Origin of the sequence: Azospirillum sp. TSH100, assembly GCF_004923295.1 — a bacterium.
Taxonomy (GTDB): domain Bacteria; phylum Pseudomonadota; class Alphaproteobacteria; order Azospirillales; family Azospirillaceae; genus Azospirillum.
The window spans coordinates 389426-413477 of the sequence record NZ_CP039635.1 but is presented as its reverse complement, the minus strand read 5'-3'; the positions used below and the strand labels follow the sequence as shown (position 1 = coordinate 413477).

Here is a 24052-nt window from a genome sequence, read left to right as displayed (position 1 = left end):
CGTGGCTTCAGGCTGAGCTGTCGATCTCCTGAAGGGCCACGGCAAGGATCGCCATCCCGGCCAACCGGACGGTCAGCTCAGCCGCAAAACCGAACACGGCGCCCTCGGTCGTCGCATGACCACCAAGCAGACTTCTCAGCACCATGCAGGCAAAGGTCACCGGAAGGAGGGTGAGCACCGCAATCGCCACGGATTTCCACATCCTTCCACGTCCGCGCTTCCAGGTCTGGTCGATCGATTGAAAACGGTCCTGTGCGATTGCCACCGCCATCATCAGTGGCCCTCTCACATAGATCAGGGCGAAGACCAGAATGCCGCCGAGCAGTCCGGCAAGCTCGCCGATAGCGCTGTTCGCCGCGGCGAACACGATACCAAAGGCGATGGTGGATGGCACCAGCCCAAGCAGCAGCACACCGAGCACCTTGAGTTCGCGCAAGCCGCAGCGCAGATGCAGTGCCGCGAAGCCGCCCGGCGGCAGCCCGCTGTGTCGTCGGACCCAGCAGGTGAACAGGCTTGCATACGCAACGAGGTTGAGCGCGACGAAATAGGGAGGCAGACCGGGATCAGAGGCGAAGTTCCGCTTCATCAACGCGAACAACGCCACGATGATGGCGATGAACAGCCAGGATCGCCTGCCGAACTCCGCGATCTCTGAAATCACCGATCCATATGCGCGCCTGACGGTCGCGAAGACCCGGAGCGGAGCTGGGCCGGCCACTGGCGGAACTGCCGTTGGCGACGCCGTGTTGGGAGCGGACGACGGCCGTCGCGGCCCTGCGCTCACCCTGATGCGAAGGGCTTCGGCATAAAGTGCCTCGATGGCTTTGTTTTCGTCGCTCATGGCCACCTTTAGCGAGATGAGAGCCAGAAAGCTTGTCTTTTTCAGGGAAAGACATTCCGCATGATGCATCCTGGGATGCGTCATGCAGGCTATCGCACTCGCAATAAAGGTGGAAGTCAGTTTCCGGCATCGCCCCATGCATGACGTCCTGCAATCATGTCGACGCGATCTCTACGAGCTTCCGGTCAGCAAGCGCGGTCGACCATTGCGGATCAGGGAGCGATCAGACGATGCCGCCGCCGCCGGCGATGGCGGCGGGGCGTTCGGCCCCCACCTTGCGGCGGTAGCCGCTGGCGCGGTAGGCGGCGATCGGGTCGATGGCGCCGCCGGCATCGAGACGGGCCTTGGCGAGGATCGGCTCCACATCGGTGCGGAAAGCCTGCTTCAGCGTTTCCGACGCCATCAGCGCGTCGTTCTCCTCCTGATGACCCGCCAGCGCCACCCGGTCGACCAGCAGCGCCTGGACATAGGCGCGACGGATTTCGTTGGCCGAGCGGATCAGGCTTTCAATCGGGTCGGTGACATTGTGCGACTGGTCGATCATGTGGGCGGGGCGCAAGGCCTCCAGCGCCTCGCCGGCGCCGACCAGTTCGTTGAAGACCAGGAACAGGCGGAACGGGTCGATGGAGCCGCTGTCGAGATCGTCGTCGCCGTACTTGGAGTCGTTGAAATGGAAACCGCCAAGCTTGCGGGCGCGGATCAGCCGCGACACGATCTGCTCGATGTTGACGTTCGGCGCATGATGGCCGAGATCGACGAGGCAGAAGGCCTTGCTCCCCAACTCCTGCGCCGTCATGTAGCTGGTGCCCCAGTCCTGCACGACGGTGGAGTAGAAGGCCGGCTCGTACATCTTGTGTTCGGAGAAGATGCGCCAATCCTCCGGCAATGCCGCGGCGATCCGCTTCATCGAGTCGAGATAGCGCTCGAAGGCACGGCCCAGATCGGACTGTCCGGCGAAGTTGGAGCCGTCGCCGACCCAGACCGTCAGCGCGCTCGATCCGATGGCCCGGCCCAGTTCGATGGTGGCGATGTTGTGTTCCACCGCCTGATCGCGCACCGCCCGGTCGGTGTGCGACAGCGAGCCGTACTTGTAGGACAGCGGCTGGCGCGGATCCTTCGGGTGATCCTGGAAGGTGTTGGAGTTCATGGCGTCGAAGGCGAGGCCGAGGCTGTCCGCCTTCGCCTTCAGCTCGCGCGGGTCGGCGGCGTCCCAGGGGATGTGCAGCGACACCGCCGGCGTCGCCCGGCCGAGCTGCTGGATGACGGCGCAGTCGTCCAGCTTCTCGAAGATGGTCCGCGGCTCGCCGATGCCGGGGAAGCGGGCGAAGCGCGTCCCGCCGGTGCCGACCCCCCAGGAGGGGACGGCGACGTGGAATGCCGCCGCCCGGGCGGTGACGGCGTCGATGTCGACGCCGCGCCGGGCCAGACGCTCGCCCAGCGACGCGTAATCGGCCGACAGCGCGGCCCGCTGCGCCTCGTTCGAACGTTCGATGACATCCCGGCCGATCGGATACTGGATCATGTCGCACGTCCCTTGTGATTTTTTGTACGGGCCTTATCGCCGGACTCAGCGCGTGAAGGATTGGGCATTGCCGGCGTCGACGTTGACGATGTTGCCCGTCGATTTGGCGGAGGCGTCGGAGGCCAGGAAATAGATCGCTTCGGCGACGTCCTCCGGATAGACCGAGCGCTTCAGCAGGGAACGGTTGCGGTAATGGTCTTCCAGCTGTTCCACCGACAGGTTGGAGGCGGCGGCGCGCTGTTCGCGCCATTCGCCGTTCCAGATCTTGGAGCCGCGCAGCACGGCGTCGGGGTTGACGACGTTGACGCGGATGCCGGCCGGCGCGCCTTCCAGCGCCAGACAGCGGGCCAGATGGATTTCCGCCGCCTTCGCCGTGCAGTAGGCCGCCGCGTTCGGCGAGGCGGCGAGCCCGTTCTTGGAGGCGACGAACACCACCGATCCGCCGATCCCCTGGGCGAGGAACAGGCGGAACGCCTCGCGCGCCACTAGGAAATAGCCGGTGGACAGGATGTCCATGTTGCGCGTCCACACCGACAGCTCGGTCGCCTCGATCGGCGCGGAGGAGGCGATGCCGGCGTTCGACACCAGGATGTCCAAGCCGCCGAACTCGACGCAGGCCTTGGCGAAGCCGTCGCGCACCGCACTCTCGTCGGTCACGTCGAGCAGGAGGGAACGCACCTGATCCTTGCCGTAGGCGCGGGCAAGCTCCTGCGAGGCGGCCTCCAGCGCCGGTCCGTCGATGTCGGCGAGGACGACGCAGGCCCCCTCGCGCAGCATGCGCTCGGCGGTGGCGCGGCCGATGCCGCCGGCGCCGCCGGTCACCAGGGCGGAGCGTCCGGCCAACGCCTTGGGCTTCGGCATGCGCTGGAGTTTGGCTTCTTCCAAGAGCCAGTATTCGATGTCGAAGGCTTCCTGTTCCGGCAGGCCGCAGTAGCTGCTGACCGACGAGGCGCCGCGCATGACGTTGATGGCGTTGACGTAGAACTCCCCGGCGATGCGGGCGGTCGCCTTGTCGCGGGCGAAGGTCAGCATGCCGACGCCGGGCACCAGATAGACGATGGCGTTCGGATCACGCATGGCCGGCGAGTCCAGACGGCGGCAGCGCCCGTAATAGGCGGCGTAGTCGGCGCGGTAGGCGGCGACGGCATCCGGCAGCCTGGCGAGCACGGCGTCGAGGTTGCCCGCGACCGGATCGAAGGGCAGCACCAGCGGCCGGATCTTGGTGCGCAGGAAATGGTCGGGGCAGGAGGTGCCGAGCGCCGCCAGCGGCGCCAGATCGCGCGAGCCGACGAACTCCAGCACGGCGGCGCTGTCGTCGAAATGGCCGGCCTTCTTCTCGTCGCCGCCGATCAGGCCGCGGATGGCCGGCATCAGCCTTGCGGCGACGGCCTGCCGTTCGGCCGGCGGCAGGGTCGGCACCACCGCTCCGCCAAAGGCCGCCTTGCCCGCAGTCTCACGCTCGAACCAGGCGATGGCCGCGTTGATGATGCGCAGCGTCGTCTCGTAGCAGGCCTTCGAGCTGTCGCCCCAGGTGAACAGGCCGTGGCCTTCCAGCACGACGCCCTTGGCTTCCGGATTCGCCGCGGCGAACTTCGCCAGCTCCAGCCCGAGCTGGAAGCCCGGACGGCGCCAGGGCAGCCAGCCGATCTCGTCGCCATAGACCTTGCAGGTGATCTCGCGGCTGTTGGCCGTCGCGGCGATGGCGATCACCGCGTCGGGATGCATGTGATCGACATGGCGGTGCGGAAGATAGGCATGCAGCGGCGTGTCGATCGAGGCGGCGCGCGGGTTGAGGTTGAAGGTGCAATGGGGCAGGTAGCCGACCATCTCGTCCTCGTGCGCCTCGCCCCGGTACAGGTCGCGCAGGCGCAGGAGCTTGTCCATGTAGAGCGTCGAGAAGCCGTCGAGCTTCATGGTGCCGACATCGCCCCCCGATCCCTTCACCCACAGGACCGGCACCGGCTCGCCGCTCAGCGGGTCGGGCATGGTGATCTTGCCCGACGTGTTGCCGCCGCCGTAATTGGTGATCCGCTTGTCCGATCCGAGAAGGTTGGAGCGGTAGAGGAGCCGCCCCGGCTCGTCCAGCGCGTCCGCGACCTTGTCGTCCCACAGGTTCTCCAGGCGCCGGGCGCCGTTCGTGTCGGTCATGTTCGAGTCCTCCTTGGTCACGCCTGCCCAAATCACGCCTGCCCCAATCACATCGGCGGGCAATAGGCTGTGCCGCTGATCATTCGTATTGCCGATCGATCGGTCGGAAGTCAACAATTCCGATCATAAAAAATCATCTCCGATCAAAATTTGCGCGTACATGATCGAAAATGATTGACGGATATGGTTCGTTAGGGCAACAGTTTGCGAAAGGGAGGATCGAATGCTGGAAAGCGAACGCCATCGGATCATTCTGGGGCTGGTGCAGAGCCGGTCGGTGGCCTCGGTCGGCGATCTGGCGGAGCTGACCGGCGCGTCGGAGGCGACGATCCGCCGGGATATCGCGGCGCTGGCGCTTCAGAAGAAGCTGCGCAAGGTGCGCGGCGGCGCCGAGGCGATCACGCCGTCGCCCTACGGCACCATCACCGCCCGGCCTTTCCGCATGGCCGAAACGGTCAAGCAGGTGGAAAAGCGCCTGATCGCCCGGGCGGCGGTGGATCTGTGCGAGCCCGGCGACGCCATCGTCATCAATGGCGGCACCACCACCTTCCAGATGGTCCACCACATGGCGGACCGCCAGATGCAGGTGATGACCAACTCCTTCATGATCGCCGAGCATCTCATCAAGCATTCGAAATGCACGGTGCTGCTGCCGGCCGGCGCGGTGTACCGCGAACAGGGGCTGATCCTGAGCCCGTTCGAAAGCGACGGAATCGCTCATTTCCGCGCAAGGCGGATGTTCATGGGCGCGCAGAGCATCTCCGCCTACGGCATCGGCGAGGGCGATCCGCTGATCATCCAGTCCGAACAGCGGCTGATGCGTCAGGCCGACGAGCTGGTGGTGCTGGTCGACTCCTCGAAGTTCGACGCCCGCTCCTCGATGATCATCGTTCCGCTGGAGCGGGCGCACACCATCATCACCGACGACGGTATCAGCGACGCCGCCGCCCGGACGATCGAGGCGGCCGGCGTCCGCCTGATCGTCGCCCCCGCCGACCGCAGGGCGCTGGAGGAACCGTCGGAGGTCGCCTGACCCGCCAAGCTTGCAAGCAAACACGAAATGGGGAGGAAACAAAGAATGTCGGTGTTCAGCAAAATGCTTCTGCCGGTCGCGATGGCGGTCGGCCTCACCGCCGTTTGCGCCATCACTCCGGCCGCGGCGCAGGACAAGGTCCGCATCGCGCTGGTGGTGAAGTCGCTCGGCAACGGCTTCTTCGAGGCGGCCAACCGGGGCGCCCAGGAGGCGGCGAAGGAGCTCGGCGGCGTCGAGATCATCTACACCGGCCCGACCACCACCTCGGCCGAAGGCCAGATCGAGGTCATCAACGCGCTGATCTCGCAGAAGGTCGACGCCATCGCCGTGTCCGCCAACGACCCCGACGCGCTGGTTCCGGCGCTGAGCAAGGCGATGCAGCGCGGCATCAAGGTGATCTCGTGGGATTCGGGCGTGTCGGCCAAGGGCCGGCTGATGCATCTGAACCCGTCGTCCAACCAGCTGATCGGCAACATCAACCTGAAGCTCGCCGCCGCCGCCCTGCCGGACGGCAAGGGCGACGCCGCCATCCTGTCGGCGACCGCCACCTCGACCAACCAGAACATCTGGATCGAGGAGATGAAGAAGGCGCTGCCCAACTATCCCGGCCTGAAGATCGTCACCACCGTCTATGGCGACGACCTGTCGGACAAGAGCTATCGCGAGACCCAGGCGCTGCTGAAGACCTATCCCCAGGTCAAGGCGATCATCGCCCCGACCTCGGTCGGCATCGTCGCCGCCGCCCAGGCGGTGAAGGACGCCGGCAAGATCGGCGAGGTCTACGTCACCGGGCTCGGGCTGCCGTCGGAGATGGCCGGCGCCATCAAGTCGGGCGCCAGCAAATCCTTCGCCATCTGGAACCCGATCGACCTCGGCTACACCGCCACCATGCTGTCCTACGATCTGGTGAAGGGCAAGATGACCTCGGTCCCGGAAGGTGCCAAGCTGAAGGCCGGCCGCATGGGCGAGATCACCGTCGGCAAGGGCGGCGAGGCGGCCATGGGCGATCCCTTCACCTATGACGCCTCCAACATCGACCAGTTCGCCAAGATCTTCTGATCGGACGCGCTGAAGCGGCCGGCGGGCCCCGCTGCGGTCCGCCGGCCATCCCCTGCATCGCGCTCCCCGCGACCGACCTTTGCGGCTCAACGACAGGCAGGCTTGTCCGATGTCAACCCTCCGTCCTGCCCAACTCCATCCCACCACAGCCGATCGACCATCCTCCGCACCGGATACGCCCGTTCTGGAGATGCGCGGGATCACCAAGCTGTTTCCCGGCGTGCGGGCGCTGTCGGACGTGACCCTGACCCTGCGCGCCGGGCGGGTCACCGCGCTGATCGGCGAGAATGGCGCCGGCAAATCGACGCTGGTCAAGACCATGACCGGCATCTACCGGCCGGACGGCGGCGACATCCTGATCGACGGCAGGCCGGTCGTCTTCGGCTCGCCCGCCGTGGCGGAAGCCGCCGGCATCACCGCCATCCACCAGGAGACGGTGCTGTTCGACGAATTGAGCGTCGCCGAGAACATCTTCCTCGGCCATGCGCCGAAGACGCGGTTCGGGCTGGTCGACTGGAAGGCCGCCAACGAGCGCGCCGCCGCGCTGCTGCGCTCGCTCGACGCGCCGTTCGGGCCGCGCACCCGGTTGAAGGATCTGTCGATCGGCCAGCGCCATCTGGTGGCGGTGGCCCGCGCCCTGTCGATCGAGGCGCGGGTGATCGTGATGGACGAGCCGACCGCCGCCCTGTCCCAGAAGGAGGCGGAGGAACTCTTCGCCATCGTCGAGGCGCTGAAGGCGCAGGGCCGCGCCATCCTGTTCATCAGCCACAAGTTCGAGGAGGTCTTCCGCATCGCCGACGATTACGCCGTCTTCCGCGACGGCCGGTCGGTGGGGGCGGGGGTGCTGGCCGGCACCGATCAGGCGGAGATCGTCCGCCTGATGGTCGGCCGGCCCATCGAGCAGACCTTCCCCAAGATCGCCGTGGTCCCGCGTGAGCTGGTGCTGGAGGTCGAGGATTATTCGCATCCCACCGAATTCGACGGCATCGGGTTCCAACTGCGGCGGGGCGAGATCCTGGGCCTGTACGGCCTCGTCGGCGCCGGCCGGTCGGAGTTCTGCCAGTCGCTGTTCGGCATCACCCGGCCGTCGCGCGGGCGGGTGGCGATCGACGGCCGCGAGGTGGTCATCCGCTCTCCCCGTCAGGCGATCGAGGCCGGGCTGGTCTATGTGCCGGAGGAGCGCGGCCGGCACGGCGCGGTGCTCGCCATGCCGATCGCCGAGAACGTCACGCTGGCGTCGCTGGGCGCCGTCAGCCGTGGCGGTTTCCTGCGCCGCAAGGCCGAATTCGCCATGGCGCGCACCTATGCCGACCGTTTCGATCTGCGGGCGGCGTCGCTGTCGCAGCCGGTCGGCACGCTGTCCGGCGGCAACCAGCAGAAGGTGGTGATCGGCAAGTGGCTGGCCACCGGGCCGAAGGTCATCATCCTCGACGAGCCGTCGAAGGGCATCGACATCGGGTCCAAGGCGGCGGTCCACGCCTTCATCAGCGAACTGGCGGCGCAGGGGCTGGCGGTCGTCATGATCTCGTCCGAGCTGCCGGAGATCCTGGGCATGAGCGACCGCGTGCTGGTGATGCGCGAAGGCCGGCAGGCCGGCATCCACGACCGCGACGGGCTGTCCGCCGAGACGCTGGTGCGCGCGGCGACCGGAAACATGGAGGTCGCGGCATGAGCCCGCTCACTCACCTGCCGAAGCGGCGCGAGGCGCTGCTGCTGGTCGTCGGACTGCTGCTGCTGGGGCTGATCGCGCTGCGGGCGCCGGACTTCGTGACGCCGGCCAACCTTGCCGGGGTGTTCACCGACAGCGCCATCCTCATCATCCTGGCGATCGCCCAGACGGCGGTCATCCTGACCCGCTCGATCGATCTGTCGGTGGCGGCCAACCTCGCGCTGACCGGCATGGCGGGCGCCATGCTGAACGCCGCCTATCCCGGCATTCCGGTGCCGCTGCTGGTGTTCGGCTCCGCCGCGATGGGGCTGGCGCTGGGGGCGGTGAACGGGCTGCTGGTGTGGAAGGTCGGGCTTCCGGCCATCGTCGTGACGCTGGGGACGCTGACCATCTTCCGCGGATTGGCCTTCGTGCTGTCGGGCGGCGAGTGGGTGAACACCTTCCAGATGTCGCACGCCTATCTCGACCTGCCGCGCATGATGCTGTTCGGCCTGCCGCTGCTGGCCTGGGCGGCGGTGGCGGTGATCGCGCTGGCGGCGCTGCTGTTCACCCGTACGGCGGCTGGACGGGCGCTCTACGCCGTCGGCGGCAATCCGGCGGCGGCGGCCTATGCCGGGATCGACGCCGGCCGCACGGTGTTCCGCGCCTTCTGCTTCTCGGGCCTGCTGGCCGGGCTGTGCGGCTATCTCTGGGTGTCGCGCTTCGCCGTCGCCTATGTCGACATCGCCGCCGGCTTCGAGCTGGACGTGATCGCCGCCTGCGTCATCGGCGGCGTGTCGATCTCCGGCGGGCTGGGGTCGGTCGGCGGCGCGGTTCTCGGCGCGCTGTTCCTCGGCATCATCAAGAACGCCCTGCCGGTCGTCGGCATCTCGCCCTTCTGGCAGATGAGCATTTCCGGCGCGATCATCATCGCCGCCGTCATCCTCAACACGCGGGCGGAACGGACCAAGGGCCGCATCATCCTCCGGCGCCTGACCGCCGGGCAGGAGACCGGAGCATGACCATGTTGGACGCCAAGGTGCCGTCGGGCGCCCAGGACGACGCGGCGAAGCGGGATGGCGACGCCCGGCCGGTCCGCTTCATCCCCGACCGCGGCGACGCGCCGGCGCTGGCGCTGCTGCGCAGCTGGGAGACGCTGCTGCTCGCCCTGATCGCGGCGATCGTCACCGCCGCCAGTCTGGCCTCGCCCTATTTCCTCGACATCTGGAACCTGTCGGACGCCACCTTCAATTTCACGGAAAAGGCGATCGTCGCCCTGGCGCTGGCCTTCGTCATCCTGTCGGCGGAGATCGACATCTCGGTCGCCGGGATCATCGCGCTGGCTTCCACCATGATGGGGATGACCGCCGCCGCCGGCCATCCGGCCGCCGTCATCGTCGCGGTCGGGCTCGCCACCGGGCTGGCCTGCGGCGCGCTGAATGGGGTGCTGGTGACGGTGCTGGAACTGCCCTCCATCGTTGCCACCATCGGCACCATGAGCCTGTTCCGCGGGCTGGCCTACGGCATCCTCGGCGACGGCGCCTACACCCGCTATCCCGCCGAGTTCGCCTATTTCGGCCAGGGCTATGTCTGGGAATGGCTGTCCTTCGAGTTCACCGTCTTCCTCGGTTTGGCACTGCTTGCCGGCATCGTGCTGCACGGCACCGCCTTCGGGCGGACGGTGCGGGCGATCGGCCACAATCCGGCCGCCGCCGAGTTTTCCGGGCTGCGCGTCCGGCGGGTGAAGTTCTGGCTGTTCCTGGCGGCGGGGCTGGCCGCCGGGCTCGCCTCGGTCATGCTGACCAGCCGGCTCGGGTCCACCCGGCCGTCGATCGCCACCGGCTGGGAGCTCGATATCGTCACCATGGTGGTGCTGGGCGGCGTGGCGATCACCGGCGGGACCGGCACCATCCCCGGCGTCGTGCTGGCGGCGCTGGTCATGGGGCTGCTGACCTTCGGGCTCGGCCTGCTGAACGTGTCGGGCATCATCATGTCGATCGTGGTCGGCGCCATGCTGATCACCGTCGTCGCCCTGCCCATCCTGCTGCGCCGGCTGTCGGCCCGGCTGCGGAGGCCGGCGGCATGACCCCCACAATGAATCGCGACACGCACGAGAAATACGCCTTCCGCATGAACCTGAAGCCGGGGATGGAGGCGGAGTACAAGGCGCGGCATGACCGCATCTTCCCGGAACTGGTGGAGCTGCTGCGGGAGGCCGGGGTCACCGACTACTCGATCCATCTCGACCGCGAGACCGGCCATCTGTTCGGCGTGCTGTGGCGCCGCCGCGACCATGGCATGGACGCGCTGCCGCAGCATCCGGTGATGCGGCGCTGGTGGGCGATGATGGCCGACATCATGGAAACCAAGCCGGACAACGAGCCGGCGGTCACGCCGCTCGTCACCCTCTTCCACATGGACTGACGCATGACGGAGCCCCGCTTCATCGCCGTCTTCGACGTCGGCAAGACCAACGCCAAGCTTGTTCTGCATGATCTGGCGCAGCGGGCCGACCTGTTCGTCGCCAGCGAGCCGAACGCCGTCCGCCACGATGGCCCCTATCCCCATTACGACACCGACAGGCTCTGGTCCTTCCTGCTGGCGTCGCTGGCGGCCTGCGCGGCTGAGCATCGGGTGGATGCGATTTCCGTCACCACGCACGGCGCCTGCGCCGCACTGGTCGATGACCGGGAGCTGGTTCTTCCCGTCCTCGATTACGAAAGCGCGCTGCCGGAGGAGACCGGCCCGGACTATGAGCGGCTGCGTCCCGGCTTCGAGGAAAGCTTCTCGCCGGGGCTGCCCTGCGGCCTGAATCTCGGGCGGCAGCTGTATTGGCTGGAACGCCTCCATCCCGACTCTTTTGCCAGGGCCCGCCATATCCTTCTCTATCCGCAATATTGGGTGTGGCGGCTGACCGGCGTGGCGGCGAGCGAGGTCACCTCCCTCGGCTGCCACACCGATCTGTGGGCGCCGGCGTCCGGCACCTTCTCCTCCCTGGTCCGACGGGCCGGCTGGCGGATGAAGTTCCCGCCGCTGCACAGCGCCTTCGCCGCGGTCGGCATGCTCCGTCCGGAGATCGCCGCGCAGGCCGGGCTGGGTGAGCGGCCGGTTCCCGTTCATTGCGGCATCCACGATTCCAACGCGTCGCTGCTGCCGCACATCCTGGGACGGCAGGCGCCGCTGTCGGTGGTGTCGACCGGCACCTGGGTGATCGCCCTTTCCGTTGGCGGGGCAATGGGCGGGGCTTTGGCGAGGCTCGACCCGGCGCGCGACATGCTGGCGAATGTCGATGCCCTGGGGCGGCCGGTTCCCTCATCCCGTTTCATGGGGGGCCGGGAGTATGATCTGCTGACCGGACGCAGCGGTGCCGTCCCATCGCCGGCGGAGACCGGGCGGGTGCTGGACGGAGCGGTGATGGCGCTTCCCACCTTCTCCCCCGGAACCGGGCCGTTTCCCTCGCACACCGGGCGGTGGACCGCCGATCCGGCAAGCCTGTCCCCCGGCGAGCGGGCGGCGGCGGCGAGCCTCTATCTGGCGCTGATGACGGGAGAGATGCTGGGCGCGATGGCGGCCGGCGGCCCGACCATCGTCGAGGGGCCGTTCGCCCGCAACGACCTGTTCCTGGAGGCGCTGGGCGCGCTGACCGGCCGTCCGGTCCTCGCCTCCAGCGGGACGACAGGGACCAGTGCGGGGGCCGCGCTGCTGGCGGCCGGCGAGGCGGATCACGGCCGGGACGAGGTTGCCTATCGCCAGACCACGGCACCCCCGGATGTCGCGCGGCGAATCTTGGGCTATGGAGTGCGATGGCGCGGCCTGCTCGACGGGGCCTCTGCCAAGCGAAGCTCGCGGATGGCCGGCCGGCCGGACCTCGATCCCGTCAGTTCGGCGTGATACGGGACGCCGGAAATTTGTCTGGCGCGCCCATTTGTCTGCCCCTAAGACTGCTGCACCGGCCGGCTTCCGAAGCGGCAAGGATAAAGGCGGACGAGGCATGCGCGTCGCGACGACCGAAGATCTGGTGCGGCAGATCGTGGCTGAATTCAATGCCGGACGCTTGGAGCAGGCGGTATCCCTGTGCGAGACCGGCCTGCGGCGGAGCCGGAACGATCCGGTCCTCAACCACCTGTTCGCGGCGGTTCTGTTCGCCAAGGGCGACGCGGCCAGGGCGGACATCCATATCCAGGCCAGTCTGGCGGCGAGGGCCGACAACGCGCCCGCTCACTTGCTGGCAGGCCGCATCGCGCGGTCCAGCGGCGCGTTCGACCGGGCCATGCGTCACCTCGGTCGTGCCGCCGCAGTCTCCCCCAGCCTCGAAATCCTGATTGAACAGGCCCGCACCTTGGATGCCGCCGGCGACCGGAGCCGGGCGGCCGAGGCTTGGCGGGTGGTGAACCACACCAATCCCGCCTTGCCGGAGGCCGCCGCGCGCCTCGGCCGGCTGCTGTTTGAAGACGGCTTGCTGCGTGATGCGGCCACCGCGCTGGAAGCCGTCCCGGCGACCGCCCGGACGGCCTCGCTCTGGTTCGACCTTGCCCTTGTTAAGCAGGATTTGCGGGATTTGTCCGGCGCGGCCGAGGCCTACCGCAAGGTGCTCGACCTGCAACCCGACAACGCCCAGGCGGCGGTGAATCTGGGCATCGTGCTTCAGGACATGCACGACATTGATGGTGCCGTTGCCGCCTATCGGACCGCCTATGGCGCGCAGCCCGAAACCTTCGGCGTGATCGCCATGTCCTTGACCTCGGCACCGCAGGGCCAGCTGTGGCTCGACCGCGAGGCATTGAAGCGGATGCTCAAATCCTGACACCCGATTATGGTCAGACGGTGTGCGCCGGCGTATGGCGGCGCTTGGCGCGGAAGCGTTTGCGGTAGACGCCGGGGCCAGCGAGCACCTCTGTCACCGTTTGCTGGTAGGCCGCCTTGTGCGCCTCGTCGAACGGTTCGTACACCAGATCGGGGGCTGCCCGGGGCACCGGAAAACACTGTGCGATCGGTGTGCCCTTGGGCAGGACGCCGGAGAAATCGGGATCGGACCAGATCGCCGGGAAATTGATCCCCGCATCGGTGAAGCGATCGGAATCGACGACGCCGGTCACCAGCCTGAACGGAAGCTCGTGGCGGTTGACCGGATGGGTGGCGAACAGGGACCAGCCCGCTTCCAGCTCGATCGTCCAGAAGCTGTTGAACTTCACCGCCGCCAGCCCGTTGGAAAAGGGCGCTCCGGCAAGCTGCTCCGTGACGTGGAAGCTGAGCGGCGAGCGCGGATGGCCTTCGGTTGACGGCTCCGGGATGTCCCAATCCCAGGAGAAGGCGCCATCGCGAACGGTCACGTCGCACGGCAGCAGGATCATGAAACCGTGCGACATGGCGTCGACGAAAGGCGGGCACTGTTTGACCGTGCGGATCTCCCGGCCATGGATTTCCGAATGCGCCTTCGCGGGCATGGAACGCAGCCAGTCCGGCAGAATGCCGCGGGCCGGGACAGGGCGGGGCAAATGGTCGGAAAGCACAGGATCACAGCGGAACACGATACGCATCGGAGGGCCTGATGACGGTGACGGCGCCGTTTCCCGCAAAAGCCGGAAACCTCGTTCCCAGCAGAGCCCAGAATGGTGGGCGATGCAAGGGGAGGGCGCCGCCGCCTCCCGCGATGTGGCTCACTCCCCGATGATGGCGACCGCGCGGGTCCAGCCGGCTGACGCACCGCGGATCTTGTGGGGGAAGCAGGAAACCAGGAAGCCGTCGGCGGGCAGGGTTTCGAGGTTGTGCAGCTTTTCCAGATGGCAATAGCCGATGTCGCGTCCGGCCTTGTGCCCCTCCCAGATCAGGCTCTTGTCGCCGGTCTCGACATATTTCTTCGCGGTGTAGGAGAAGGGGGCGTCCCAGCTCCAGCCATCGGTCCCGGTCACCCGCACGCCGCGTTCGAGAAGATACATCGTCGCGTCATAGCCCATGCCGCAGCCGGCGTTGATGAAGTCGTCATGGCCGTAGCGCGAGCCGGCGCGGGTGTTGACCAGCACGATCTCCAGCGGTTGCAGCGCATGGCCGATGCGGGCCAGTTCGGCCTCCACCTCCGCCGCGGTGACGACATGGCCATCGGGCAGGTGGCGGAAATCCAGCTTCACGCCGGGTTGGAAACACCAGTCCAGCGGCACCTCGTCGATGGTGATCGAGCGGCGGGGCTCGCCCAGCTTGGCGTCCATCGTCGGATGGAAATGGTAGGGCGCGTCGAGATGCGTGCCGTTGTGGGTGGTCAGCCGCACCCATTCCGCCGCCGCCGCCTTGCCGTCCGGCAGATCCTCTCCCTTCAGGCCGGGGATCAGCCGCTCGAAGGTCGTGACGGACTCGTCGTGGGTCTCGTATTCGATCGTCGGGCGCAGACCCGGAGGATCGGAAAAGACATCGTTTTCAAGATAAATGGAAAGATCGATCAGGCGTCGTGCCATGGCTGTTCCTCCCCACAGGTGGTGTGCTGAGTGTTAACCACCCGATTCCATTTGAGAAATCGATTGTCACGATCATGACAATCGGCGATACAGATGATCTGTTTCCTATCGATAGCGCCGGCAGTGACCGCATGCATTTCAACCGCCTGGACCTGAATCTGCTGGTTGCCCTCGACGCCCTGCTGGAGGAACAGAGCATCACGCGTGCCGGCGAACGGCTGCATCTCAGCCAGTCGGCGATGAGCGGCGCGCTGGCCCGACTGCGTGACTATTTCGGCGATGAGCTGCTGGTGTCGGTCCGCCGCAAGATGGTGCCGACCCCGCTGGCGGAGCTTCTACGCCCCCGCATCCGCACCATCCTGCTGGACATCCAGGCGACACTGGAAACCCGGCTGGACTTCGATCCCGCCACCGCCAAGCGCCATTTCCGCATCATTGCGTCGGACTATGTGCTGGCGGTGCTGGGCGTGCCCACCGTAACCCGGCTGGCGAAGCTCGCCCCCGGCATCACCTGCGAGTTCCTGTCGCAATATGCCCAGCCGACCGACCTGCTGGAGCGCGGCGAGGCCGATTTCCTGATCATGCCGCACCCCTACCTGTCGCCGGACCATCCCTCCCGCCAGCTGTTCGAGGACGATTACGTCTGCGTCGTCTGGACGGACAACGAACTGGTCGGCGACAGCCTGACCGAGGAGGAGTATCTGGCGCTCGGCCACATCACCACCCGGTTCGGCAACACCAAGCGCATGCCCTCCTTCGAGGAGTGGTTCGTCTCCAACGGCGGCCGCGCCCGCCGGCTGGAGGTGGTAACGTACGATTTCAACTCTGCGATCCAGCTGGTGATCGGCACCGAGCGGGTGGTCACCGCCCATCGCCGCCTGGCCGACCGGCAGGCCCGCTTCCTGCCGATCCGTCTGGTGCCGCTGCCGTTGCCGATGCCCAGGCTGGCCGAGCATCTGCAATGGCACCAGTATCAGGACAGGGACCCGGCCAACCGCTGGATGCGCGACCTGCTCGCCTCCTGCGCCGAGCGGCCGGACGGCTGATCCGGACTGCTGATCCGGCCGGCGCGCCCGATCACGGCATGAGGTACAGGTCGGGCAGCTTCGCGCGCAGCTCCTCGCTGAACTCCCCGTGCAGCAGCACGAAGGCCATGCGGGCGATGCGGTCGGAGCGGTTCTCCCACGCATGGTCCGTGCCGCGCTGGACCACCACGTCGCCGGCCTTCAGCGCGACCTCGCTGTCGGTCAGGATCAGCACCATCTCGCCTTCCAGCACGATGCCGTAATCCACCGTGCTGGTGCGGTGCATCGGGCTGCGCACCCCGCCGCCGCCAGCGGGGAGGAAGTCGATGATGCGGATGGCGCTGCCGCCTTCCCTGGGGTGGATGGCCGGGCGGTCGCTGGTCGGTTCCTCCGCCTCGACCGAGGTGATCGGCGCCGGGCTGCGGCCGGTGCCCCAGATCTCGTAGAAGTGCGCGCCCGGCAGGGTCCGGCTGTGCGGCGGCGCTTCCACCGCCAGCGCGATGGAGGCGCCGGCGGCATCATGGCCGGTGACGATGCGGCGGCCCCGATAGGCTGTGTCTTCCTGGCTCACGGCATGCTCCCGGTTCAGGCGGTTCGGCCGCCGAGGGTCTCGGCCACCCAGTCGGCGATGTAGTTGGCGGCGTTGTCGCTGTTGTCGAAGCTGCTGTGCTGGATGCCGCCCTCGCGCGGGGTGAAGATCTTCAGGTCACGCTTCGGGCTGTTGACCAGCTGTTCATAGCTGCGGTGGGCGTATTCCAGCGGGATCTGCTTGTCGGCCTCGCCATGGGTGACGAGGAAGGGCACGCGGATGCGGTCGAGCACGCCGTCCAGCGTCACCTTCTCGGCGATCGTCATGAATTCGTCCATGTTCTTGGCGCCCCAGACCCAGCGGACATGGTCCCAGTAATGCGGCACCGGGCGTTCGCCCTCGCGGGCCAGCCGGCGCTTCTGAACCTCGCCCCAATTGTGGTTGGCGCCCCACACCACGCCCATGGCGAAGCGCGGCTCGAAGGCGACGGCGCGCGGGCAGTAATAGCCGCCGAGCGACACGCCCTCCAGCCCGATGCGCTTGGGATCGACGTCGGCCCGGCCCTCCAGCCAGTCGACGACCTTGCTTGCCCACACCTCGCTGTCGTAGCGGGCGGTCATGCCGTGCAAGCGCAACGCTTCGCCGGTGCCGGGCTGGTCGATGATCAGGGAGGCGATGCCGCGCTTGGCCAGCATGCGCGGCAGACCGACGCGGTATTTCATCTCCTTGGTGCTGTCGAGGCCGTTGACCTGCACCAGGATCGGCGCCGGCCCCTCAACGCCCTCGGCCCGGACATGGAGGCCGGCGATGTGAGCGTCGCCATAGGGGATCTCGACCCGCTCGCAATTCTCCTTTGCCAGCCGGACGCCCTTGCGGAACACCTCCTGGAAGCGGGCATAGAGGGCGGCGCGGCCGTCGCTGCCATACCCCTGCATCCGCTCGGCGGTGATCAGGTAGCTGGCGGCGCGGTTCAGCTTGTCGCCGGCCGACAGCAGCCGGCCCTGCGCCTCGTCCTCCGCCGCCAGTTCGCAGAGCTTGTCGGCCATGGCGACCCAGGACTGCATGAACAGGCGGGTGCCGGCGTCGTCACCCTGCTTCGACACGTCGAGCAGCGGCGCGCACATCTCCTCGATCTCGCCGATCTTGGCGCCCATCTCCAGCGCCAGATCGACCGACAGGTTCCAGACATAGTTGGTCGGGAAGTAACGGAACATAACCCATCCCTTTCTTGATCATTTCATCGCGTTGCGGACCAGCGCGTCGGCCGATCCGTCATGGCGAAATCCCAGCCGTTCCGCCGCCGTCGCCAGCAGCGGCGGGAAGCTGCCGAAGACGGCCTCCAGCCCGGCGTCGGGGGCATAGGCGATGCGGTCGCGGCAGCTGGCGCCGAAGCGGCGGGCCAGCGCCTCCACCACCTCCGCGATGGTCAGGCGCAGGACCGGCAGCGGCCAGACGCGCTGTGCTTCCACTGCGTCATGGTCGAGCCGCGCGGCATGCAGCAGATTGTCGACGCAGCAGTCCGCCGACATCCACCAGGCGACCGCCTGGGGCGATACCGGGCAGACATAGGAGTCTCCCGCGGCGGCGGCCCACATCAGCTCGCTCATGAAGGCGGAGCGCAGGCCGGCGGAGGCGGTGCGCGGCCGGGCGACGATGCCGGGCAGCCGCAGCGCGCGGCCGTCGATGCGGCCGATGCGGCTGAGATCCTGCAACACCAGCTCCGCCGCCAGCTTGTGCGTGCCGTAGCTCAGCACCGGGCGCGGCAGGGTCCGGTCATCCACCGGCGACGTCAGCGGCGCGCCATAGACGGCGATGCTGCTGGCGAAAACGACGACCGGAGCGGCTTGTCCACCGGCGGAGCGGCGGCCCAGCCTGTCGAACAGGGCCAACGTCGCGTCCAGATTGACCCGCCGGCCCGCCTCGTAATCGGCCTCCGCCGCTCCTCCAGCCAGACTGGCGAGGTGGAAGACGACGTCCCCACCACCATCCGCGAGTGCCGCCTCCAGCATTTCCCCGTCACCGAAGCTGCCGCGATGGCGGCGCAGCCGGGCATCCTCCGGCAGCCCGTCGAAGCTCAGGTCGATCAGGTCGATCCGCTCGACCAGCGCACCCAAGGCTTCCTCTTCGAGCAGCCGGGCGACCAGCCGCCGTCCGACGAAACCGCCCGCACCGGTGACGAGAACCCTCATCGCGCAGTCCCCTGCCGCGAAGCTGCGGCGGCGACGACACGCTGGTCGATTGCGCCGAACAGCGGGCCGCCGTCGTCGCCTCTGGCCTCCATCCGCACCCGGTCGCCGAAGCGCAGGAAGCCGGTGCGCGGCGCGCCATGCTCGATGGTCTCGATGGCGCGGCGCTCGGCGATGCAGGCCGATCCGGCGCCGGGCTCGGCGCTCGACACCGTGCCGGAGCCGACGATGGTTCCGGCATGCAGCCGACGGGTGCGGGCGGCATGGGCGATCAGCTCGAAGAAGCTGAAATTCATCCCGCCGCCGTTGGGATGGCCGAACCAGTCGCCGTTCCAGTCCACCCGCAGCGGCAGATGGACCCGTCCGTCGCTCCAGGCCCGGCCAAGCTCGTCCGGGGTCACCGCCACCGGCGCGAAGGAGGTCGACGGCTTGGTCTGGAGGAAGCCGAAGCCGGTCTTCATCTCGCGCGGGCCGAGGGCGCGCAGGCTGACGTCGTTCAGTTGCAGAACCAGCTTCACATGGCCGGCGGCCTCGGCGGCGGTGCAGCCCATCGGCACATCGTCGGTCATCACCGCGAACTCGCCCTCGAAATCGATGCCCAGCGCCTCGTCGGGCAGCGGCAGATCGTCATGCGGGCCGAGGAAATCGTCGGAGGCGCCCTGATACATCAGGGGGATGGTGGCGGCGTCTTCGATCGGCGGCAGTTTGTAGGCAAGCTGCAACAGCCGGCCATGGTTGAGGAAGGCCGATCCGTCGACCCACTGGTAGCCGCGCGGCAGTGGCGCATGGGCCTGCGCCGGATCGAAGGCGAAGGCGCCGTCCGCCGTTCCGGCCTCCAGTTCGGCGGCCAGCGTACGCAGCGGCTCCTCGCAGTCCGCCCAGCGTTCGACGGCGTCCTGCAAGGTGGCGGCGATGGGAGCGGCATCAATGGCGCGGGTCAGGTCGCGGGACACCACGACCAGCCGGCCGTCGCGCCGCCCGTTCTTCAAGCTGGCAAGTTTCATGACATCCGGCCTCCTGCCGGTCGGAAGGGGGGATCAGATCGGCTGGGCGGTCAGTTCCAGCATCTGCCGGACGATGGGGGAGCGGTCGATGTCGACCTTGTTCATCTCCCACTCGCCGATCTGGATGGAGGTCTCGGCAATGTATTTGCAGCGCGGCAGGCGGCGGTCCATGTAGGCGGTGAAGACCCGCTCCAGTGGCCCGCCGCGCTCCAGCTCCTCGGCCAGCACCAGCACATCCTCGATCGCCATGCCGGCGCCCTGGCCCAGATGCGGGGTGGTGGCGTGGGCGGCGTCGCCGATCAGCACGACACGGCCGCGATGCCACGGCTCCGGGGTGAAGACCACCTCCAGCGGCTTGTAGACGACGCCTTCGGGGTCGGTGATCTCCTCGCGCAGCTCACCGATGAGGCCGCCGAAGCCGGCCAGCCGCTCGCGCATCAGAGCGGGCAGCTGCGCCGTCTCCATGCGCGGATTGCCCGGTTCGACCGAGGTCACATACATGTACATCAGGTCGTCGGCCAGCGGCACCAGCCCGGCATTCGCCTCCGGCCCGGTGAAGGACATCAGGTGGTCGACCTCCGGCCGGCGGCGGAAATTGTAGCGCCAGACCGACTGGCCGGTGAAGCGTGGCCGCACCGCGTCGCCCCACAACAGGCCACGGATCTTGGAGAACAGCCCATCGGCGCCGATCACCAGATCGTAGCGCTCGAGCCGGCCATCGGTGAACAGGACATCCACCCCGTCCCCATCATCCTTCAGCGTTTCGACGGTGACACCGAGACGCAGCGAGGCGCCCAGCTCGGCCGCCGACGCCACCAGCACATTGTGCAGGGCGCGGCGCGACACGCCGACATTGGCCGGATAATCGGGACCGGCCAGCCGGTGCCCCGGAATGGTGGCGAGGCGCCCGCCGTCGGTGCGGTAGATGCTGACATTGTCGAAGCTGAAGGCGGAATCGAGGAAGCGGTCGAGGATGCCGAGCTGGGCGATGGCCCGCACCACGTTGCATTGCACGATGATGCCGACGCCGTAGACCGTCCAGTCCGGCTTCACCTCCACCAGATCGACGGCGAAGCCGCGGCGGCGCAGCGCGATGGCGGCGCCCAGTCCGCCGATGCCGCCGCCCACCACCAGGATCTTTTCGACAGGTTTCATGCTGCTCGTTCCCTCCGAAGGCCGGCGGATCGGCCGCCGGTCCTTCCCAATCCGTGTTTTCCCGGTTCTTGCTTCGCCTGTTGCCGCGTCATTTCCGCGGCGGCAGGAACTCCTTGTAGAACTCGACGTCCCACGGCACCTCTTCCTGCATGAAATGCGGCATGGAGTGCATCCAGGTCGCGGTGCCGAAGCGGAACTCCCACTCGCGCGGGATCCAGTTGTCGTCGAGATAGTCGCTGTCGGCGCCGTATTCGGCCTCGCCGCCCGCCGGGCACAGCAGGTAGCAGAACAGGGCCGAGGCGATGCGGTGGCGGCCGGTGCCGAGGAAGCCGTGCTTCCAGCCCTGGCGCGTCATGTAGTTGGAGCCGACCATCACCTCGTCGATGTCCTCGACGCCGAAATTGCAGTGGTGGAAGGCGGGGTGGCCCGGCATGCCCGGCAGCTTGCAATCGGCCAGGAACATGTTGTGGTGGTCGTTGGCGCCGTCGCAGCGGCTGTAGATGCCGACCTGCTTCTGGTGGTCGGACAGGCGGAACTTCAGCCGGTCGCGGAAGAAGGCGAAGCTCTTCCAGTAATCCTCCACCGCGAAGACGACATGGTTCAGCGTCTTCGGCCGGGCGCGCCGCTTCCATTTGCGGTGCTGGTTCAGGCGGCCGACATGGCCCGGCGCGTTCAGCGGATCGGGGGCGTAGACCACCTTCTTGCGGTTGAAGACCCGCAGGCCGACCGGCAGGTCGCAGTCGGTGCGGAAGCGCGCCGCCCCGTCCGGCCCAACCGTCACCTCGCGGTCGCTGCCGATGTCGCGGACCAGCCGGTCGAAGCTCTCCTGGCTGTCGACGCCCCAGATGGTCTCCTTGACGCCATAGCCCTGGTAGGTTCCCTTCGGAACGCTGGGATGGCCGTAGGGGCGCAGCAGGACGGTGGAGCCCTCATCGAGGCGGAAGACGCTCTCCTCCGCGCTGCGCGACAGCAGCGGAAGGCCGAAATCCTCGAAGAAGCGGGTGCTGAGATCGAGATCCTCGACCCCATACAGGACGGTATCGATGCCGACGATGGCCATGATGGAAGCCTCTTGATCAGATGGCGTGCGCCCTTGCGGGATCCGGAACCGGGGCGCCGTCCGGGCAAGCCGGGGGCGTGGCGCGCGGCGGCGCACGGATCAGCAGGGATGAATTCGGGAAGCGGCGGTCGGAAAGGTCGGTGAAGATCGTTCGTTGGCCGGACTGTTATTTCATACTGCACATTGGCCGAAGCGCTGACCAATGGTCTGTTGCGATGTCTTGCATCGGTGGGACCGATGCATCGTCGGCGAAGGCTCGTCGTCCACGATGCATCGGCCCAGCCGGATCAGAGCGGCGGGAGGCCGGGCAGAGTGGCGAGCAGCTGCGCCTCGACGCCACGGATGGCGCTGATGTCGAAGCCATCCATGTCGGCGCGGAAGGCGTCGCTTTGCATATAGGCGGCGTTCACCGCGGCGATGTCGGCCCCTGGCGCGAAGGAGACCAGGGCGAAGACACGGGCCGGCGCGTCGGGATCGACCGACCGCCAGACGCCATGGACGGTGATGCCGAAGGCGGGCAGGCTGTCGAGATGGCGCGGCCAATGGACGGACAGGTAGCGGTCCGCCGCCTCGGCGCTGGCGAGCGTGTAGGTGCGCAGTTGGAACATGGCTGGTCCTTTGGGTGGCTGTGGGTCAATCGGCGATCAGCGTACCGCCGTCGACGACGAGCGTCTGCCCGGTGACGAAGGCGCCCGCCGGGCTGGCGAGGAACAGGACGGCGCCGGCCACCTCCTCCGGCCGTCCCATGCGGCCGAGCGGCGTGCGGTCGAGCCGGCGGCGCAGCGCCTCGGGTTTCTCCTTCAGCGGCCCGGCGAAGGCGGTGTCGATCAGGCCGGGGGCGACGGCGTTGGCGCGGATGTTCGCCGCCCCCCATTCAACCGCCAGATTGCGGGCGAGCTGCGCGTTGGCCGCCTTGGTCAGCGCATAGACGCCGAGATTGCGGTTGCCGCGCAGCCCGGCGAGGCTGGACATGACGATGATGGACCCACCGCCGCGCTCCGCCATGAGGGGAGCGGCGAGCGTGCAGAGCCGGACGGTGGAGTCCAGGTTGATCGTCATCATGGTCCGGTAGGCATCGTCCGACACCCGGGCGCTCGGCCCCTCCTCCAGCGTGACGCCGGCATTGGCGACCAGGCTGTCGAGGCGGCCGAAGCGGTCGAGCGTGGCCGACAGCAGGGCGGACAGCTGTTCCGGCCGGCGGACGTCGCAGGCCACGGCCAGAGCCGTCAGGCCCCGGTCGCGCAGCCCGGCCGCCGCGGTTTCGCAGGCCGCCGCATCCTCGCTGGACAGCACGACCGCCGCCCCGGCGAGCGCCGCCTGCTCCGCCACCGCCAGCCCGATGCCCCGGCCGGCGCCGGTGACGACCATTACCCGACCGTCCAGGCGGAACAGCGGGCTTCCGCCAGCCCCTTCATGCTGCGATGTCATGACGATGCTTCCTTGTTGGGACCGTCAGAGCTTGAAGCCCACATTGACCCACAGGTTATTGCCCTGGGTCCGATGTTCGGCCACCAGATCGCGCTGCCAGGATCCGCTGACATGCAGTCCGGGACTGAAGCTGTAGGTCAGCGACGGGCCGATGGCGAAGGCCTTGCCCTTGTTGCCATCGGAACCGACGCCGCGTCCCTTGTCGTCGGTGAGCTGCTGATAGGCGTAGCCGACCAAACCGACCTTGGTCGGGCCGAAATTCCAGCCGACCGCGTAATCGACATACAGCTCGTTGCCGGACGTGTAGTCGGTCGCCGTGTTCTTGGTGTTGAAAACGACGCGGGGCACCAGGGAGAGATCCAGCCCTTGCGGGTCGAAATACTTGTAGCCCACCACGGGCTGGATCGCCCAGTGGTTGGCCCCGATGTTGAACATGTTCTCCTTCTTGTAACGGCCGGTGGGGGCGGCGATGTCCAGGCCGACGACCAGGGAATGGCCGTCCATGTGCCAGACCAGTCCGGCCGTGCCGGTCACGTCGGCGATGGAGGTCTGGGTGTCGCCACGGCCCATGATGCTGAGATCACCATGGACGACGGGAAGCACCAGCTGCCCCCAGACGTCCGCCCCTGCCAGCTTGAGGTCGCTGACATGCAGGAGACGGAAGGTGTTGGAATAGGTCTTCAGCGAAAAATCGATGGGGATCTTGTTGCCATTGCCGTCATTCAGGCGGTTGGCCGCGTAAAAGTTCGTCTGCGACAATATATAGGTGCCGGGAAAGGGCGGAATGCCGGCGCCGTAGAACTGCGCCGAACCGCCGATATACTGCGAAGTTCCCCCTTCCGTCGCCTCGGCGGGGCTGGTTGCGAGGCCCAGCCATCCCGCCACGGCCACGGCGATGGCCAATGATGAAACTCCACCGGAAACGCGGCTTTCGCGAGAGTACGCCATTACAGTCATCGTTCCCTTCC

The 24052-nt window shown here is 67.6% G+C and carries 23 protein-coding genes; 9 read left to right on the top strand and 14 right to left on the bottom strand.

Annotation, left to right across the window (positions count from 1 at the left end; all coding sequences use genetic code 11):
• Positions 1–7 precede the first annotated feature (7 nt).
• The 3 genes from E6C72_RS14515 to E6C72_RS14505 all read right to left on the bottom strand — a co-directional run bounded on the left by E6C72_RS14515 (position 8) and on the right by E6C72_RS14505 (position 4511).
• Complete coding sequence (locus E6C72_RS14515; RefSeq protein WP_136700763.1) at positions 8–925, bottom strand: hypothetical protein; 918 nt, start codon at positions 923–925, stop codon at positions 8–10.
• 139 nt (positions 926–1064) lie between these two features.
• Positions 1065–2363 carry an L-rhamnose catabolism isomerase gene (gene rhaI, locus E6C72_RS14510; protein ID WP_109443371.1) on the bottom strand — a complete coding sequence of 433 codons (1299 nt, stop codon included), beginning with the start codon at positions 2361–2363 and terminating at the stop codon, positions 1065–1067.
• Between the two features lie 45 nt (positions 2364–2408).
• Positions 2409–4511, bottom strand: coding sequence for a bifunctional rhamnulose-1-phosphate aldolase/short-chain dehydrogenase (locus E6C72_RS14505; protein ID WP_109443370.1), 2103 nt, complete (start codon positions 4509–4511; stop codon positions 2409–2411).
• A 223-nt stretch (positions 4512–4734) separates the two neighbouring features.
• Here E6C72_RS14505 and E6C72_RS14500 point away from each other — a divergent pair, with 223 nt between their 5' ends.
• The 8 genes from E6C72_RS14500 to E6C72_RS14465 all read left to right on the top strand — a co-directional run bounded on the left by E6C72_RS14500 (position 4735) and on the right by E6C72_RS14465 (position 13055).
• Positions 4735–5544 carry a DeoR/GlpR family DNA-binding transcription regulator gene (locus E6C72_RS14500; protein WP_109443369.1) on the top strand — a complete coding sequence of 270 codons (810 nt, stop codon included), beginning with the start codon at positions 4735–4737 and terminating at the stop codon, positions 5542–5544.
• Between the two features lie 45 nt (positions 5545–5589).
• Positions 5590–6603 (top strand): rhamnose ABC transporter substrate-binding protein, encoded by a 1014-nt coding sequence (gene rhaS / locus E6C72_RS14495; RefSeq protein WP_109443368.1) that lies wholly within the window; start codon positions 5590–5592, stop codon positions 6601–6603.
• 190 nt (positions 6604–6793) lie between these two features.
• Positions 6794–8275: a sugar ABC transporter ATP-binding protein gene (locus tag E6C72_RS14490; RefSeq protein ID WP_247875983.1), complete on the top strand. Its 1482-nt coding sequence runs from the start codon at positions 6794–6796 to the stop codon at positions 8273–8275.
• Positions 8272–9273 carry an ABC transporter permease gene (locus E6C72_RS14485; protein WP_109443366.1) on the top strand — a complete coding sequence of 334 codons (1002 nt, stop codon included), beginning with the start codon at positions 8272–8274 and terminating at the stop codon, positions 9271–9273. The genes E6C72_RS14490 and E6C72_RS14485 overlap by 4 nt, the downstream gene beginning before the upstream one ends.
• A complete protein-coding gene (locus E6C72_RS14480; RefSeq protein WP_199228892.1) occupies positions 9270–10337 on the top strand; it encodes an ABC transporter permease in 1068 nt (355 codons plus the stop codon). Before E6C72_RS14485 ends, E6C72_RS14480 begins: the two co-directional genes overlap by 4 nt.
• Positions 10334–10675, top strand: a complete 342-nt coding sequence (locus tag E6C72_RS14475; protein ID WP_247875982.1) for an L-rhamnose mutarotase — start codon at positions 10334–10336, stop codon at positions 10673–10675. The genes E6C72_RS14480 and E6C72_RS14475 overlap by 4 nt, the downstream gene beginning before the upstream one ends.
• 3 nt (positions 10676–10678) lie before the next feature.
• Positions 10679–12142, top strand: coding sequence for an FGGY-family carbohydrate kinase (locus tag E6C72_RS14470; protein WP_109443364.1), 1464 nt, complete (start codon positions 10679–10681; stop codon positions 12140–12142).
• Positions 12143–12242: 100 nt separating this feature from the next.
• Positions 12243–13055, top strand: a complete 813-nt coding sequence (locus E6C72_RS14465; protein WP_109443363.1) for a tetratricopeptide repeat protein — start codon at positions 12243–12245, stop codon at positions 13053–13055.
• A gap of 13 nt (positions 13056–13068) precedes the next feature.
• Here E6C72_RS14465 and E6C72_RS14460 read toward each other — a convergent pair whose 3' ends face one another.
• Both E6C72_RS14460 and E6C72_RS14455 read right to left on the bottom strand, forming a co-directional pair.
• On the bottom strand, positions 13069–13827 hold the full coding sequence (locus E6C72_RS14460) for a hypothetical protein (protein ID WP_247875981.1): 759 nt from the start codon (positions 13825–13827) through the stop codon (positions 13069–13071).
• A gap of 81 nt (positions 13828–13908) precedes the next feature.
• Positions 13909–14697: a cyclase family protein gene (locus E6C72_RS14455; protein WP_109443361.1), complete on the bottom strand. Its 789-nt coding sequence runs from the start codon at positions 14695–14697 to the stop codon at positions 13909–13911.
• Positions 14698–14828: 131 nt separating this feature from the next.
• Between E6C72_RS14455 and E6C72_RS14450 the strand changes: the two genes are divergently transcribed.
• A complete protein-coding gene (locus E6C72_RS14450) occupies positions 14829–15743 on the top strand; it encodes a LysR family transcriptional regulator (protein WP_109443360.1) in 915 nt (304 codons plus the stop codon).
• Positions 15744–15774: 31 nt separating this feature from the next.
• Here E6C72_RS14450 and E6C72_RS14445 read toward each other — a convergent pair whose 3' ends face one another.
• The 9 genes from E6C72_RS14445 to E6C72_RS14405 all read right to left on the bottom strand — a co-directional run bounded on the left by E6C72_RS14445 (position 15775) and on the right by E6C72_RS14405 (position 23987).
• The gene (locus E6C72_RS14445) at positions 15775–16293 is read right to left on the bottom strand and encodes a cupin domain-containing protein (RefSeq protein ID WP_109443359.1); all 519 of its coding nucleotides are present in this window, start codon (positions 16291–16293) and stop codon (positions 15775–15777) included.
• Positions 16294–16307: 14 nt separating this feature from the next.
• Entirely contained in the window at positions 16308–17465 is a 1158-nt protein-coding gene (locus E6C72_RS14440; protein ID WP_109443358.1) for a S9 family peptidase, read from the bottom strand.
• Between the two features lie 18 nt (positions 17466–17483).
• Positions 17484–18440 carry an NAD-dependent epimerase/dehydratase family protein gene (locus tag E6C72_RS14435; protein ID WP_109443357.1) on the bottom strand — a complete coding sequence of 319 codons (957 nt, stop codon included), beginning with the start codon at positions 18438–18440 and terminating at the stop codon, positions 17484–17486.
• Entirely contained in the window at positions 18437–19441 is a 1005-nt protein-coding gene (locus E6C72_RS14430; protein ID WP_109443356.1) for a fumarylacetoacetate hydrolase family protein, read from the bottom strand. Before E6C72_RS14430 ends, E6C72_RS14435 begins: the two co-directional genes overlap by 4 nt.
• Positions 19442–19474: 33 nt before the next feature.
• Complete coding sequence (locus E6C72_RS14425; protein ID WP_109443355.1) at positions 19475–20596, bottom strand: FAD-dependent oxidoreductase; 1122 nt, start codon at positions 20594–20596, stop codon at positions 19475–19477.
• An 88-nt stretch (positions 20597–20684) separates the two neighbouring features.
• Positions 20685–21656 carry a VOC family protein gene (locus tag E6C72_RS14420; protein ID WP_108548096.1) on the bottom strand — a complete coding sequence of 324 codons (972 nt, stop codon included), beginning with the start codon at positions 21654–21656 and terminating at the stop codon, positions 20685–20687.
• A gap of 287 nt (positions 21657–21943) precedes the next feature.
• Positions 21944–22264, bottom strand: a complete 321-nt coding sequence (locus E6C72_RS14415; protein WP_109443354.1) for an NIPSNAP family protein — start codon at positions 22262–22264, stop codon at positions 21944–21946.
• A gap of 25 nt (positions 22265–22289) precedes the next feature.
• On the bottom strand, positions 22290–23084 hold the full coding sequence (locus E6C72_RS14410) for an SDR family NAD(P)-dependent oxidoreductase (protein WP_109443353.1): 795 nt from the start codon (positions 23082–23084) through the stop codon (positions 22290–22292).
• A gap of 24 nt (positions 23085–23108) precedes the next feature.
• Positions 23109–23987, bottom strand: a complete 879-nt coding sequence (locus E6C72_RS14405; protein ID WP_158280216.1) for a transporter — start codon at positions 23985–23987, stop codon at positions 23109–23111.
• Between the last annotated feature and the right edge of the window lie 65 nt (positions 23988–24052).

What these genes read in the sequence shown, in the direction of transcription:
- E6C72_RS14480 (WP_199228892.1), top strand. Translation starts at nt 9,270, where the DNA reads ATGACCATGTTGGACGCCAAGGTGCCGTCGGGCGCCCAGGACGACGCG.
- E6C72_RS14465 (WP_109443363.1), top strand. Translation starts at nt 12,243, where the DNA reads ATGCGCGTCGCGACGACCGAAGATCTGGTGCGGCAGATCGTGGCTGAA.
- E6C72_RS14415 (WP_109443354.1), bottom strand. Translation starts at nt 22,264, where the DNA reads ATGTTCCAACTGCGCACCTACACGCTCGCCAGCGCCGAGGCGGCGGAC.
- E6C72_RS14490 (WP_247875983.1), top strand. Translation starts at nt 6,794, where the DNA reads ATGCGCGGGATCACCAAGCTGTTTCCCGGCGTGCGGGCGCTGTCGGAC.
- E6C72_RS14470 (WP_109443364.1), top strand. Translation starts at nt 10,679, where the DNA reads ATGACGGAGCCCCGCTTCATCGCCGTCTTCGACGTCGGCAAGACCAAC.
- E6C72_RS14475 (WP_247875982.1), top strand. Translation starts at nt 10,334, where the DNA reads ATGACCCCCACAATGAATCGCGACACGCACGAGAAATACGCCTTCCGC.
- E6C72_RS14410 (WP_109443353.1), bottom strand. Translation starts at nt 23,084, where the DNA reads ATGACATCGCAGCATGAAGGGGCTGGCGGAAGCCCGCTGTTCCGCCTG.
- rhaI (WP_109443371.1), bottom strand. Translation starts at nt 2,363, where the DNA reads ATGATCCAGTATCCGATCGGCCGGGATGTCATCGAACGTTCGAACGAG.
- E6C72_RS14440 (WP_109443358.1), bottom strand. Translation starts at nt 17,465, where the DNA reads ATGTTCCGTTACTTCCCGACCAACTATGTCTGGAACCTGTCGGTCGAT.
- E6C72_RS14435 (WP_109443357.1), bottom strand. Translation starts at nt 18,440, where the DNA reads ATGAGGGTTCTCGTCACCGGTGCGGGCGGTTTCGTCGGACGGCGGCTG.
- E6C72_RS14515 (WP_136700763.1), bottom strand. Translation starts at nt 925, where the DNA reads ATGACGCATCCCAGGATGCATCATGCGGAATGTCTTTCCCTGAAAAAG.
- E6C72_RS14500 (WP_109443369.1), top strand. Translation starts at nt 4,735, where the DNA reads ATGCTGGAAAGCGAACGCCATCGGATCATTCTGGGGCTGGTGCAGAGC.
- rhaS (WP_109443368.1), top strand. Translation starts at nt 5,590, where the DNA reads ATGTCGGTGTTCAGCAAAATGCTTCTGCCGGTCGCGATGGCGGTCGGC.
- E6C72_RS14455 (WP_109443361.1), bottom strand. Translation starts at nt 14,697, where the DNA reads ATGGCACGACGCCTGATCGATCTTTCCATTTATCTTGAAAACGATGTC.
- E6C72_RS14485 (WP_109443366.1), top strand. Translation starts at nt 8,272, where the DNA reads ATGAGCCCGCTCACTCACCTGCCGAAGCGGCGCGAGGCGCTGCTGCTG.
- E6C72_RS14430 (WP_109443356.1), bottom strand. Translation starts at nt 19,441, where the DNA reads ATGAAACTTGCCAGCTTGAAGAACGGGCGGCGCGACGGCCGGCTGGTC.
- E6C72_RS14425 (WP_109443355.1), bottom strand. Translation starts at nt 20,596, where the DNA reads ATGAAACCTGTCGAAAAGATCCTGGTGGTGGGCGGCGGCATCGGCGGA.
- E6C72_RS14420 (WP_108548096.1), bottom strand. Translation starts at nt 21,656, where the DNA reads ATGGCCATCGTCGGCATCGATACCGTCCTGTATGGGGTCGAGGATCTC.
- E6C72_RS14505 (WP_109443370.1), bottom strand. Translation starts at nt 4,511, where the DNA reads ATGACCGACACGAACGGCGCCCGGCGCCTGGAGAACCTGTGGGACGAC.
- E6C72_RS14450 (WP_109443360.1), top strand. Translation starts at nt 14,829, where the DNA reads ATGCATTTCAACCGCCTGGACCTGAATCTGCTGGTTGCCCTCGACGCC.